The following is a 14108-nucleotide window of genomic DNA, read 5'->3' as shown; positions in this document are numbered from 1 at the left end:
GAGTTAGGGAAAATATTTCCTAGACTCCTGTTTTTTATTGGTGAAAATGTTTTTGTAGCAACGTTTCAAGCGATTTATATTTTTTATGAACAAAATTTCAAAAATACATTTTACAAATGTAAAAGTGTGTGCTATGATAAATTTGTAAAAAGAAAGGGGTTACAAAAATGAATATAACGACTGCAGAATTAGCCAAATATTTAGATCACACAAATTTAAAACCAAATGCGACAAAAAGCGACATTGAGGTCACTTGTCAGGAAGCATTAAAATATAACACTGCTTCTGTTTGTGTTAACGCTTACTGGATTCCATTTGTTGCAGAACAACTGAAAGGTTCAACAGTAAAACCAATCGCTGTTGTTGGGTTCCCACTTGGAGCGACAACAACGAAATCAAAAGTATTCGAAACACAAGTTGCCATTCAAGATGGTGCTGAAGAAATTGATATGGTTTTAAATATCGGGGAACTGATTGCTGGAAACCATGGTGAAGTTGAAAAAGATATTCATGACGTGGCTCTAGAAACTCACAAAACAGGCAAATTATTAAAAGTTATCATTGAAACTTCTTACTTGAACAACGAACAAATCGTAGCTGCTTGTGAAATTTCAGAAAAAGCTGGCGCAGATTATGTGAAAACTTCAACAGGATTTAGTTCAGCTGGTGCAAAAGTAGAAGATGTTGCTTTAATGCGTAAAACAGTTGGAGATCGTCTAGGAGTGAAAGCTTCTGGTGGAATCCACTCTAAAGAAGAAGCTTTAGCAATGATCGAAGCTGGGGCTAGCCGTCTTGGTGTAAGTGCGACAAAACAAATATTGGCTTAAGATAGACATTCCATGTAAAATGTAAGAAGAGAAATAACGAAAAAACTGCTTAAAGAAGATTTAAGTAGAAACCAGGTATTTCGCTCAATTACAATGAATTGTGTAATCGAGTAACTTTAATAGAGAAGGAGACTTTTTCATGAACAAGTACAATCGAGTTTTTGCGATCGTGATTGATTCTGTTGGAACTGGAGCCGCACCGGATGCTGATAAATTTGGTGACGTTGGTTCAGATACGTTAGGTCACGTCGGTGAAGCGTATCAAGGAAAACTGAAATTACCAAACTTGCAAAAATTAGGCTTATCGAATCTTAGAGAAACTGCGATTGAAGGTGTGGCGAAGGCGGAACAGCCGCTTGGCTATTATGGCAAAATGACAGAGATTTCGGCGGGGAAAGATAGTATGGATGGTCACTGGGAAATGATGGGACTGCCTGTTACAGAGCCGCTCAGTTATTTTCCAAATGGTTTCCCGGAAGAACTGCTAGCTAAGATTTCAGAGTTCTCAGGTCGAAAAATTGTTGGTAATAAGCCGGCTTCTGGAACCGAAATTATTAAAGAACTTGGTGAACATCAGCTAGAAACTGGGGATTTGATTATTTACACTTCGGGCGATTCCGTATTACAGATTGCTGCGCATGAAGAAGTCATCCCAGTTGATGAGCTTTACAAAATTTGTGAGTTTGCTCGTGGCTTAGTGAATGGCCCTGAATATGTAGTAGGACGTGTCATTGCTAGACCATACGTGGGAACGAATAAAGATAACTTTACAAGAACCGCTAACCGACATGATTTTGCATTAAAACCAACAAGCAAAACCGACTTGGATGATCTTCAAGCGGCTGGCATTCATACAGTTGGAATTGGCAAAATCAATGATATTTTTTCCGGTCAAGGATTAGATGAAGTTTATCATAATGAAAGCAATATGGACGGCATGGATCATTTAGATCACGTCATGGCAAAAGACTTCAATGGCTTTTGTTTCGTAAATTTAGTGGATTTTGATTCAATGTATGGCCATCGCCGTGATCCAATTGGTTTTGGTCAAGCTTTGATGGACTTTGATGAACGACTCGGTCAAGTTTTAGCCAACTTGAAAGAGGATGATTTGTTGATGATAACAGCAGATCATGGTAATGATCCAGGCTTTAAAGGAACCGATCATACGCGCGAACAAGTGCCACTTTTAGCTTATTCGCCAAGCATGAAACAAGGAAACAGTTTAGGCATTCGCAAAACATTTGCTGATTTAGGCGCTACTGTAACAGACAACTTTGGCGTTTCCGGTAGCAAAGTGGGAACAAGCTTTTTAGCAGAATTAAACTAAAGGGAAAACGGGGAGGAAGAGGATAACAATGACAGATGAAGAAAAAATCAAGCAAAGTTTGCTAGTAGCACATCTTTATTATGAAGAAAATATGGGGCAAGCTGCCATTGCAAAAAAATTGAATCTTTCTCGCCCGACCATTTCCCGGTTATTACGAAGTGCTAGAGATAGCGGTCTTGTTAAAATCCAGATTTTTAACCCGCTGTTAAACGCTGATGAGCTGTCGCAGCAATTGTCCAAAAAATATGGGGCAAAAATCATGGTCGTTCCGTCGAATTTTAACGGTGAAACGTTGTCGATTAACAGTGTCGGCGCTTATACGGCAGATTTTTTGACCAAGATCGTTCGGCCAGACGATATTATCGGAATCGGCTGGGGAAAGACTATTCATTCTGTAACCACGAGAATGGAGAATCAAGAAGTCCCTGGCGTTCAAGTTGTACAATTAAAAGGAAGCGTTAACTTTGAAAATGAACGAACTTACGCCTATGAAAGTATTAATGAATTAGGCCGCGTTTATCATACACAACCGCAATATTTGCCGCTACCGACAATTTTTGATAATCAAGTGACAAAAGAAATGGTGGAGCAAGATCGTTTTATTAAGGCTGTTTTAGATTGTGGGAAAAAAGCTAATATTGCTATATTTAGCGTCGGAACAGTTCGTAAAAGTGCTTTATTATTTCAATTAGGTTATTTTGATGAAGGCCAAAAAGAAAATCTGCAAGACCATGCAGTTGGTGATATTGTTTCTCGCTTTATTAATAAAGATGGCGAATTGGTTGATGAAAAATTAAATGAACGAACAGTTGGAATCCAATTATCCGACTTAAAAGAAAAACGTTATTCAATCCTAGTTGCTAGTGGTGTTGCAAAACTTGCAGGCGTAAATGCCGTGTTAACAGCAGGTTATGCTAATCATGCAGTGATCGATTTAGCACTAGCGCAAGCATTAATAGATTACGAGAGGGAGTAAGAGATATGAGAATGATAGATGTAATTGACCACAAACGCAATGGTGGCGAATTAACAGATGAAGAAATTCAATTTTTTGTAGACGGTGTTGTAAACGGAACCATTCCTGATTATCAAATCAGTGCGCTCCTTATGGCGATTTATTTCCAAAACATGACGAAAGAAGAACGTGCGAGCTTAACCATCAAAATGATGGAATCTGGTGAACACTTGGATCTATCTGAAATCCCCGGTATCAAAGTAGATAAACACTCGACTGGCGGCGTAGGTGATAAAGTGAGCTTGCCACTTGCAGCAGTTGTTGCGGCAGTTGGCATTCCTGTTCCGATGATCTCAGGTCGCGGTTTAGGACATACAGGCGGTACTTTAGACAAATTGGAAGCGATACCAGGATATCAAATTGAAATCAGTGAAAAAGACTTTATCAGCCAAGTAAAAGTTGAAAAATTGGCAATTATCGGAGCAACTGGTGATATTGCCCCAGCAGATAAGAAGATATATTCACTACGTGACGTTACAGATACCGTGGATTCCATCGCTCTGATTGCAAGTTCGATCATGAGTAAAAAAATTGCTTCAGGAACAGATGCACTTGTGATTGATGTTAAGACAGGTTCTGGAGCATTTATGAAGACGCTTGAAGATTCAACAGAACTAGCGGAAGCGCTAGTTGATATCGGAAAAGGTGTTGGAATGAAATGTATGGCGCTTATTTCGGATATGAACCAACCGCTGGGAAATAAAATCGGAAATGCGTTAGAAATTGAAGAATCGATTGATTTATTAAAAGGCAAGGGACCAAAAGATTTAGTTGATCTTGTGTTGACACTTGGAAGTTATATGGTATTACTAGGTGAAAAGGCAAATACATTTGATGAAGCTAAACAAATGCTTGAAAAAACCATTGCTGACGGTTCTGCACTAGATCGTTTCAAAGCAATGATTAAAGCTCAAGGTGGCGATGAACGTGTGATTGAAGACTATACCATCATGCCACAAGCTAAATATAAAATCGAACTTCCAGCAAAAGAAGCTGGTGTTGTCGCTAAAATAACAGCTGATGAAATTGGCATTGCCAGTATGTTACTTGGTGGCGGACGACAAAAAGCTAGTGATAAATTAGATTATGCAGTTGGAATTGAATTACACAAAAAAATTGGTGACGCAGTTCAAGCAGGCGAGTCACTAATGACGATTTATGCCAATCAACCAGAAGCAGAAATCGAATCCATTAAAGACTTAATTTATCAAAATGTTGAAATTGCGGAGACAGCAACGGCACCAAAAATGATTTATAAAATCATTGATTAATCACAGAAAAATGTTTCTTAAATAGACATAGAAATGTAAACTTAATGAGAGAGGTGTAAGAAACGTGCGATTTATCTTTTTATTCACTGGTTTAGCGCTTGTTTTTGGGATTGGCTGGCTAGTCAGCAGCGATCGCAAGAACATCAAATTAAAAAAAATGGGCATCATGTTTGCCTTACAATTAGTAATTTCCTTCTTGTGTTTAAATACAACAGGTGGAATTCAAGTTTTATCCAGTATTTCCTCCTTTTTCGGCTGGCTGATGGAACAAGCAGCGGGCGGAATCAACTTTGTATTTGGTGGCCTTGTCATTCAAAAAGGCGCATCCGTCTTTTTCCTAAACGTATTGATGCCAATCGTCTTCATTTCGGCACTAGTTGGTATCTTGAATTACATCAAAGTTTTACCATTTATCATCAAATGGACAGGTTGGGCGCTTAACAAAGTGGCGCGAATGGGCGAACTAGAAAGTTATTTTGCGATTTCAACAGCGATCCTTGGCCAACCAGAAGTTTTCCTAACTGTAAAAGATGAAATTCCAAAATTGAATGCCAAACGTTTATACACGATTTGTGCATCGGCAATGAGTGCCGTATCGGCCGCAGTTCTTGCAGCATATATGGAACTTGTTCCTGGTAAATTCGTTGTTACAGCTGTTTTCTTGAATATTTTATCTGCATTAATCGTTTCCTGTATCGTAAATCCTTATGACGTAGGTCCAGAAGATGAAATCACAAGAGACGAATTAACAGGTGAGGCGGCTAAAGAGCCATTTTTCCAAGTATTAGGGAACTATATCTTACAAGGATTCAAATTAGCGGTAACTGTCGCAGCGATGCTAATTGGGTTTGTAGCACTTGTAACCTTCTTAAATAGTACTTTTACAGCCGTTTTACACATCAGCTTTACACAGATTTTGGGCTATATCTTCTCGCCGATCGCCTTCTTGATGGGGGTACCCGTTAGTGACATTACCGAAGTAGGTAGCTTGATGGCCACTAAATTATTGACGAACGAATTTGTAGCGATGGGCGATTTACATCAATTAGCGTCGCAACTAACGCCAAAAGGCAATGCGATCATTTCCTCTTACCTCGTTTCATTTGCAAACTTCAGTGTAGTTGGGATTATCACAGGTTCAATCAAATCGATCAGCGAAAAACAAAGCGTTTCCGTTGCGAAGTTTTCAATGAAACTATTGCTAGGAGCAACACTTGCTTCGATTTTGACCGGAACTATTGTTGGATTGTATTTTTAAATGGGAAAAGCGTGCGGAAGCGCGCTTTTTTTGTTATGGAAGTAATTTTGTATAGATGGGGAAGGTAGCCGTGCGAGTTGGAAAGTCTGTTTATGCTACTGCCTATTATTTTTTGGGCGTAGGTTTTGAAAAGAGTAATTATAAATATGGAAAATTTTAATTGTAGGGTTTTTTGAGCAGCTAATTTTGAATGCATCTAATTTTTTATAAGAATGGCTGCAATTAGACAGAATTTGTAGTTCATAGTTATATTTTTGAAATCATTAATAAAAGTTTCAGTGCATTTAGATCTCTATCTAATAAATACTTGCCCATCATAATTTTTTAAATCTGTAAAAAAATCTTCGTGTTGTTTATTAACTAACGGTGGCATGTTATTTTCTTTAAAGTATTTAAGGCCCAATGTTTCTTCATCTTGTGTAGATAATTTTCCACTAAGAAGCTCCAGTTCAAAAAAATAGGAAATGGGTTGGACTTTGTCACCATTTGGATAACTGTCTTCGTATTTGGAATATATACCAATTAAGGATTTCATCTTAATTTGAAGCCCCGTCTCTTCCAAAATTTCCCTTACAAGAGCTTCCTCAATGGATTCTCCTAATTCAATAGCTCCACCTGGAAATCCCCAAACATTCTTATCCTTTCTTTTTTGGAGTAAAATTTCTCCTTCGTTATTTTTAATATAGCCTCCTACAAAATTTAAAATAATTTTTTCATTTCCTACTTTTTTTCTTATCTCTCTGATGTAGTCCATGTTTTTACCCGCCTTTAATCTAAGTTTCACATACTTTTCAAATTTTATGCACACATTATACCATAAAAACGCGCTCATAATTGCAAAAAATGCGAATATTTCATTTATAAATATATTTTCGGATTTGTAGACAAATTTTAAAGGTATCAAATATAGAAGGGACTGAGCATGTCGTTCGGATATTGTAGTGCGCCTCTAAAGTCAGGCTAAAAACCTAACTTTAGGGACACGCTACATAACGTATGGATTTTTCATCGACCTCAAAAAAAGTTCTTGCTCTGTAATGCATTACAGAGTTTATAGTGAAACTAGAGACAAGATAGGAGGAGAAAAAGACATGAAAAAACAAGATTTACGCTTCCCTGACGGTTTTTTGTGGGGTGGAGCAGTTGCAGCAAATCAGTGCGAAGGCGCTTACCAAGAAGATGGGAAAGGGCTGTCTCTCGTTGATTTACTTCCAGCAGCCGAAGGAGGGCGCTGGGACGCGCTTCAAGACCCTAAAAAAGCCATGGAAACCAAGTATGACTACTATCCAAGTCATGAATCCATTGATTTTTACCATCGCTATAAAGAAGATATTAAACTATTTGCGGAAATGGGCTTCAAATGTTTCCGCTTATCGATCAGCTGGCCACGGATCTATCCAAATGGCGATGAAACTATGCCAAATGAAAAAGGCCTTGAATTTTATGATAACGTATTCGCAGAATGCTTAAAATACGGCATTGAACCCGTTGTAACCATCAACCATTTCGATACACCTGTTGGCTTGATGAAAGACTATAACGGTTGGGCTAACCGAAAAACGATTGATTTCTACCTTAACTTCTGCGAAACCATCTTCAAACGCTATAAAAACCAAGTCAAATATTGGATGACCTTCAACGAAATCAACATGATTTTGCATATTCCAATGTTCGGCGGCGGTATGGATATAACGGGCGTAGAAAACCCAGAAGAACTAAAATACCAAGCGATTCATCATCAACTAGTAGCATCCGCGCGGGCAACTAAACTTGCGCATGAAATCAATCCGGATAACCAAATTGGATGCATGCTTGCGGCCGGATCCACCTATCCGAATACCCCAAATCCAAAAGACGTTTTTGCGGCGCTTGAAGCGGACCGGGAAGGCTATTTCTTTGTGGATGTGCAGGCGCGTGGATACTATCCAAGTTATAGCAAGCGTCTTTTCAAGGAAAAAAATATCAATTTGAACATTGCTGACGGTGATTTAGAGGTGCTTCGTGACCATACAGTGGACTATGTAGCGTTTAGCTATTACTCATCAAAATTAACAAGCGCTGACCCCGAGGTTCTTGATAAAACAGAGGGAAATGTCTTTGCAACGCTTAAAAATCCATATTTGGAGGCAAGCGAATGGGGCTGGCAAATTGACCCAATCGGGCTTCGGATTACGATGAATGAAATCTATGATCGCTATCAAAAACCGCTGTTTATCGTGGAAAATGGGCTTGGCGCCGTTGATAAAGTGGAAGCGGACGGTTCGATCAATGACGATTACCGGATTGATTATTTGCGGGAACACGTGCGTGAGATGCGCGAGGCAATGGAAGATGGCGTTGAACTGATCGGTTACACACCTTGGGGTTGTATTGACCTTGTGAGCGCCGGAACGGGTGAAATGAAGAAACGTTACGGCTTCATCTACGTTGATCGCGATAACGAGGGGCACGGAACGCTCAATCGTTCGAAGAAAAAGTCATTTGATTGGTACAAAAAAGTGATTGCTTCGAATGGAACAGATTTAGACTAAAAGTTGAAAGCTTCTTTTGCTGATGCAAGAATCGGCAAGAGAGGCTTTTTCATTTTATGTCTATCAATGATTTAACTCCAAGGAAAAAAATTTAAAAATAGTCTTGAAAGCGTTTTACACATATGATATAGTTGGATTATCAAAAAGGATTGTTACCAATTTTGGGCAAAACCTAAACTGATTTGTAGGAATTTTTGTGTCGCTTTCTGGCGCACGTTCCTCGAATGAGTTTAGGTTTTTCTTTTGCCCAAAAATAAGAAAGGATGATTTGAGAGATGAAAAAGTATGAAGCACTCGCAAAGGACATCTTGGAAAATGTCGGAGGCGTCGAAAACATCAATAGCGTGTTTCATTGTGTGACGCGGCTGAGATTTAAACTTAAAGATGAGAAAATTGCCAATACTGAAAAAATTAAAGCTTTGGATGGCGTTGTTTCCGTCGTACAAAGTGGCGGTCAGTATCAAGTGGTTATTGGAAACAATGTTCCAGATGTCTATAGTACATTTATTGAAGTAGCCGGCATTAATCCAGAAGGAGCTGGTGAAGAAAAAGCAACTGGAAATATTTTTAACCGATTCATTGACTTCATTTCCGGTGTATTTACGCCCGTTCTTGGTGTTTTAGCTGCAACCGGGATGATTAAAGGCTTTGCTGCGATGTTCCTTGCGTTCGGATGGGTGACTGAGCAGTCTGGTACTTACCAATTGCTTTATGCCGTAGGGGACAGCTTGTTCAACTTCTTCCCGATCTTCCTCGGTTACACAGCAAGTAAAAAATTTGGTTCGAACATCTTTATTGGGATGGCTATCGGGGCGTCGATGGTTTACCCGACACTTGCAGGAATTATGGCAGGAAAACCGCTATATACACTCTTCGAAGGCACAGTTATTGCTTCACCAATTCATGTGACTTTCCTTGGGATACCTGTCATTTTAATGAGCTACGCTTCTTCCGTTATTCCAATTTTGATTGCGATTTGGTTTAGCTCCAAAGTTGAAAACTGGATAAAAAAAATCATTCCAGATGTAGTGAAAACTTTCTTAGTTCCATTTTTCACCCTTTTGATTGTTGTTCCGCTCACTTTCTTAGTCATCGGTCCAATTGCAACTTGGGCAGGACAATTACTCGGCGCAGCAACCATCTGGGTTTACAATTTGAGTCCGATTGTAGCCGGCCTTTTACTTGGTGGCTTCTGGCAAGTCTTTGTTATCTTCGGCTTGCACTGGGGACTTATCCCGATCGCAATGAACAACTTGGCTCAAATGCACTTTGATCCAATCTTGGCGATGAGTTTCGCGGCATCCTTCGCTCAAATCGGTGCGGTACTCGCAGTCATGATCAAATCGAAAAACGAAAAACTCAAATCTCTTAGCGTTCCTGCCTTCATCTCGGGTATTTTCGGTGTAACAGAACCCGCGATTTACGGTGTTACGCTGCCGCTCAAAAAACCGTTCATCATGAGCTGTATCGGTGGTGCCATTGGTGGCGCGATCATTGGCGGTGCGCACGTAAAATCTTATATCATGGGCGGTCTTGGCATTTTCGGTATTCCAAACTTCTTCAAACCAGGAGAATCAATTGGTTTCAGCGTGCTAATGGTGATTATCGCGATCGTTGTAGCATTTATTGTTGGCGCCGTGCTGACTTTGATTTTCGGATTTAAAGACCCAGCGAGCGCAAAAGCAGAGACAGAAGCAGGAAACCGTGAAACAGAAACCCTGATTGAGCGAGAAATTTTGGTAAGCCCTTTGGAAGGCGAAGTGATTACTTTGGCTGAAGTACCAGACGAAGCCTTTGCATCTGGTGCGCTTGGAAAAGGAACAGCCATCAAACCGCAAGAAGGCAAAGTATATGCTCCAGCAAGTGGTGTGGCGACAACCGTTTTCCCAACTGGGCATGCAATTGGCATAAAAACAGATGATGGCGCAGAAGTGCTCATTCACATTGGATTAAATACCGTTCAATTAAACGGTGAACATTTTACAACACATATTAAGCAAGGCGACCGGGTTGAAGCAGGTGAATTACTATCAGAATTTGACATCGAAAAAATCACAGCGGCCGGCTATGACGTAACAACGCCAGTGATTATAACGAATTCGGATAAGTATTTGGATATTTTAGTCGTAGATGACCAAATCGTGAAAGTAGGCGACAGGCTGATCACGCTGGTTATTTAAAGGAGCTTGTAAAATGAAAAAACAAATAGGGAAGATTTGGATCCTTTGTATGGCAGTATTGCTCGTTTTAGCTGGCTGTGGTTCAGGACAGGGAGCTAAAGAGGCAAATGGTTCCAAAAAAACCGAGAAAGATGTTGTTATCTACGTGACACGTCATGGAAAAACAATGCTGAATCAAGAAAAACGTGTTCAAGGCTTTGCGGATTCGCCGCTTATTGATTCTGGAGCGGAAGTTGCGGAACAACTTGGGAAAGGCTTGAAGGGAACCCATTTTGATGCAGTTTATTCAAGTGACTCTGGTAGAGCGCGCGAAACAGCGGAGGCTATTTTAGAAACCCAGGGACAAAAGAATTTAAAATTACATGAAAGCAAGAAGCTACGCGAAGTTTGCTTTGGCAAATATGAAGGCGATTTGGATGCGAATATGTGGGGCGATATTGCCAAACAGTTTGGTTATCCAGATCAGCCAACTCTTATGAAAGCTATTTCGGCGCAGAAAGTAACTATTGAGCAGAGTCTCGAGAAATTACAAAAGTTAGATGATACAGGCATGGCAGAAACTTATCCAGCCGTTCGAAATAGAATGCAACAAGAACTCACAAAAGTTGCCAAAAAACAAGCCGATCAAGGCGGCAATGTGTTGCTAGTAAGTCATGGAATGGCCATCGGCGCTTTGGTTTCTAACTTGACAGATGATTACCACGGTGAACCTTTTGAAAATGCAAGTGTCACAAAAATTCGTTATAAACATGGAAAATTTCATGTTGAGAGCATTAATGATATGAGCTATGTCGAAAAAGGCAAATCCAAAGACTAGAGGAGGCAACAGAATGAAAATAATCGTGGAACAAGACTATGATGCGATGAGCAAAACCGCAGAACAAATCTTGCTTGGGGAAATGCTACAAGAAAAAAGAGTCAACCTTGCCATTACAGCTGGGAGCACACCCGTTAAAATGTATCAATACTTGGCGGAAGCCGTGCGTGACAAGCCGCATTTCAACAATGTTCACTATTACAATTTTGATGAAATCCCCGTTAAAGGTGCAGAATTTGGCGTCACCATGTCCAATTTAAATCAGTTATACTTTTCGCCAGCTAAAATCAACCAAGCCAACATCCACGTTCTTGACGAAAAAAATTACAAAGATCAAGATGCGCGGATCGCGGCAGACGGCGGATTAGACTTGATTTTACTTGGCATCGGCGAAGACGGTCATTTTTGTGGCAACCTTCCAGGAACTACTCGATTTGAGTGCTTAACGTCACGCGTGGAAAGTGACGCAACACCCGGCATGCGCGAAGTAATGATCAGTGAAGTCGGTGGAGACGAATCCAAATGCCCAGATTATTACGTGACAATGGGGCCGAAAAGTGTCATGCAAAGCAGACGAATTGTGTTATTTGCAAACGGACAGAAAAAAGCAGCAACCATCCGAAAAGCCCTTTTTGGACCAGTTACAAACGAACACCCATCTTCCATTTTACAAATGCATCCCAACCTAACTGTTGTGTTGGACGAAGAGGCAGCAAGCGAAATCCAAGCTTTTCTTGACTAAACTGTGAAAATGTAGGCGTTTTATTGTTTTCTTGCAGGAGAGGTGGTAACATAGAATAAAAGCACAAAAAAGGAGAGTTATTTATGAAATTAGAAGGATTACTTGGCTTTTTGGGGTCAGCGCTGGCCATTGCTTTTAGTTTAATGGTACTTACTATCCCTGGTATTTCACAAGCTTTAGAAGAAGAATCGTTTTTCTTCTACCTACTAACAGCTGGTACGCTTATTCTTTCTATTCTTGGTCTTGTTGGCTCATTCGTTGTAGCTCACAAACCACGCATGGGGGCAGTATTCATGATCGCAGCGGCGATTGGCGGAACAATGTCTGTTTCAGTAATGTTCCTAATCCCAATCATGCTTCTAGGTCTAGGAGGCTTAATTGCTTTAGTCAACCAAGAAGAAATCGCGCTTGATGGGGAATAAAACAAAAAGAGAGGCACGCCATCGCGGCGTGCCTCTCTTTTTGTACAAAAAAATAACGCCTTGTGCCTGTAAGACGTTATTTTCCTTCGAATGAATTTCATACAGTAAAATCCTGTGTCACTATCATACCACGTTTTGATGCAAAATAATGTGGCAATTTATTGACAATTGTAAAAAACTACATCTTTAGCGTTTGTTAAAATTTCGTTAAATCACACTTAAGAATGATAAATATTGGAAAAAGTTGTGTTAAAATGGACACAATACACGAAAAGGAAGTGAAGGCTTGGTAGATTTTATCTCTTGGTTAATTAGTTTTATCTTGCATATTGACCAGCATTTAGTAGAAATTATTAATACATTCGGCATTTGGACATATGTTATTTTGTTTGTTATTGTCTTTGTTGAAACTGGACTTGTTATTTTCCCGTTTTTACCGGGAGATTCATTACTGTTCGCAGCTGGAGCACTCGCAGTCCTAGACGGTTCCATTTTGAAAATTGTCCCGCTAATCATCGTTCTTTGGCTAGCAGCAGTACTTGGCGACACCGTCAACTATCATATCGGTAAAAAAATTGGAACGAGCATTCCTGAAGATAGCTGGTTTGGTAAAATCATTAACCGAGAAAAAATGGAAAAAGCCGAAGCATTCTTCAATAAACATGGCGGAAAGACGATTTTCATTGCACGTTTTATGCCATTTATCCGCACGTTCGCGCCATTTGTGGCTGGAGCAAGCCGAATGAACTATCGCTATTTCCTCAACTACAACATTTTAGGTGCAACCGTTTGGGTACTCCTTTGCACACTTGGTGGCTATTTCTTTGGAAATATTCCCATTGTCAAAGAAAATTTCTCAATAGTTGTAATCGGGATTATCATCGTATCGCTCATCCCGATGTTCATTTCTTTCTTGCGCGCAAAGCTTGCAAAGAAAGGAACCAAGTAAAAATAACTATTCGAAAAAGCACGTTCCAAAAGTGGAACGTGCTTTTCTTGTATCTGATTTCACTTGATAGTTATTCCAATTTAATAAATGTTTTAATTAGCAGTTGACATTGCTTTCTAAATTCATGATAATAAAGAAGTAAAGGGTCACTTTGCATCCTATAGATAACATGAAGGAGGAATTTTTAAATGTCATTAATTGGAAAAGAAGTTGAAGAATTCACAGCAAAAGCTTATCACAAGGGTGAATTCATTGATGTATCTTCAGAAGATTTAAAAGGAAAATGGAGCGTAGTTTGTTTCTATCCAGCTGATTTTTCGTTTGTTTGCCCAACAGAACTTGGGGATTTGCAAGACCAATATGAAACACTTCAATCGCTAGGTGTTGAAGTTTATTCTGTATCAACAGATACGCACTTCACACACAAAGCTTGGCACGATTCCTCAGATGTCATTAATAAAATTAATTACATTATGGTAGGAGATCCATCGCACAAGATTTCGCAAATTTTTGATGTGTTAGATGAAGAAGAAGGACTATCTAATCGTGGAACATTCATCATCGATCCAGATGGGATTGTTCAAACAGTTGAAATCAACGCAGATGGAATCGGACGTGATGCAAGTACACTGATCGATAAAGTAAAAGCTGCTCAATACGTTCGTAAACATCCTGGTGAAGTTTGCCCTGCAAAATGGAAAGAAGGGGAAGAAACTTTAACGCCAAGTCTTGACCTAGTAGGAAAAATTTAAGGAGCGCAAAAAAT

At 39.7% G+C, this 14108-nt stretch carries 13 protein-coding genes; 12 read left to right on the top strand and 1 reads right to left on the bottom strand.

The window, feature by feature from the left end; all coding sequences use genetic code 11:
• Positions 1-167: 167 nt before the first annotated feature.
• The 5 genes from deoC (at position 168) to HCK02_RS02825 (ending at position 5701) form a co-directional block, all read left to right on the top strand.
• Positions 168-827 (top strand): deoxyribose-phosphate aldolase, encoded by a 660-nt coding sequence (gene deoC / locus HCK02_RS02845; protein ID WP_167628627.1) that lies wholly within the window; start codon positions 168-170, stop codon positions 825-827.
• A gap of 139 nt (positions 828-966) precedes the next feature.
• Positions 967-2157 carry a phosphopentomutase gene (locus tag HCK02_RS02840; protein WP_167628626.1) on the top strand — a complete coding sequence of 397 codons (1191 nt, stop codon included), beginning with the start codon at positions 967-969 and terminating at the stop codon, positions 2155-2157.
• Positions 2158-2185: 28 nt separating this feature from the next.
• Complete coding sequence (locus HCK02_RS02835) at positions 2186-3133, top strand: sugar-binding transcriptional regulator (RefSeq protein ID WP_122865707.1); 948 nt, start codon at positions 2186-2188, stop codon at positions 3131-3133.
• 5 nt (positions 3134-3138) lie between these two features.
• Entirely contained in the window at positions 3139-4443 is a 1305-nt protein-coding gene (locus HCK02_RS02830; RefSeq protein WP_167628625.1) for a pyrimidine-nucleoside phosphorylase, read from the top strand.
• Between the two features lie 64 nt (positions 4444-4507).
• Entirely contained in the window at positions 4508-5701 is a 1194-nt protein-coding gene (locus HCK02_RS02825; protein WP_167628624.1) for a NupC/NupG family nucleoside CNT transporter, read from the top strand.
• Between the two features lie 292 nt (positions 5702-5993).
• Here HCK02_RS02825 and HCK02_RS02820 read toward each other — a convergent pair whose 3' ends face one another.
• Positions 5994-6455 carry an NUDIX hydrolase gene (locus HCK02_RS02820; RefSeq protein ID WP_167628623.1) on the bottom strand — a complete coding sequence of 154 codons (462 nt, stop codon included), beginning with the start codon at positions 6453-6455 and terminating at the stop codon, positions 5994-5996.
• Positions 6456-6792: 337 nt separating this feature from the next.
• On the opposite strand from HCK02_RS02820, the gene HCK02_RS02815 reads away from it, so the two are divergent.
• From HCK02_RS02815 to ahpC, 7 genes are all read left to right on the top strand, one after another.
• A complete protein-coding gene (locus HCK02_RS02815; RefSeq protein WP_167628622.1) occupies positions 6793-8232 on the top strand; it encodes a 6-phospho-beta-glucosidase in 1440 nt (479 codons plus the stop codon).
• 275 nt (positions 8233-8507) lie between these two features.
• Positions 8508-10412, top strand: coding sequence for a beta-glucoside-specific PTS transporter subunit IIABC (locus HCK02_RS02810; protein WP_167628621.1), 1905 nt, complete (start codon positions 8508-8510; stop codon positions 10410-10412).
• Between the two features lie 13 nt (positions 10413-10425).
• Positions 10426-11229, top strand: a complete 804-nt coding sequence (locus tag HCK02_RS02805) for a histidine phosphatase family protein (protein WP_167628620.1) — start codon at positions 10426-10428, stop codon at positions 11227-11229.
• A gap of 13 nt (positions 11230-11242) precedes the next feature.
• Positions 11243-11971: a glucosamine-6-phosphate deaminase gene (locus tag HCK02_RS02800; protein WP_167628619.1), complete on the top strand. Its 729-nt coding sequence runs from the start codon at positions 11243-11245 to the stop codon at positions 11969-11971.
• Between the two features lie 83 nt (positions 11972-12054).
• Complete coding sequence (locus tag HCK02_RS02795) at positions 12055-12393, top strand: DUF4064 domain-containing protein (RefSeq protein ID WP_115753592.1); 339 nt, start codon at positions 12055-12057, stop codon at positions 12391-12393.
• 286 nt (positions 12394-12679) lie between these two features.
• Positions 12680-13342 carry a DedA family protein gene (locus tag HCK02_RS02790; protein ID WP_167628618.1) on the top strand — a complete coding sequence of 221 codons (663 nt, stop codon included), beginning with the start codon at positions 12680-12682 and terminating at the stop codon, positions 13340-13342.
• Positions 13343-13530: 188 nt separating this feature from the next.
• Positions 13531-14094 (top strand): alkyl hydroperoxide reductase subunit C, encoded by a 564-nt coding sequence (gene ahpC, locus HCK02_RS02785; RefSeq protein WP_115753594.1) that lies wholly within the window; start codon positions 13531-13533, stop codon positions 14092-14094.
• Positions 14095-14108: the final 14 nt, after the last annotated feature.

This window comes from Listeria valentina (assembly GCF_011800755.1).
GTDB classification, from domain to species: domain Bacteria; phylum Bacillota; class Bacilli; order Lactobacillales; family Listeriaceae; genus Listeria; species Listeria valentina.
The sequence above is the reverse complement of the archived record's forward strand: the minus strand, read 5'-3'. Positions and strand labels throughout refer to the sequence as shown.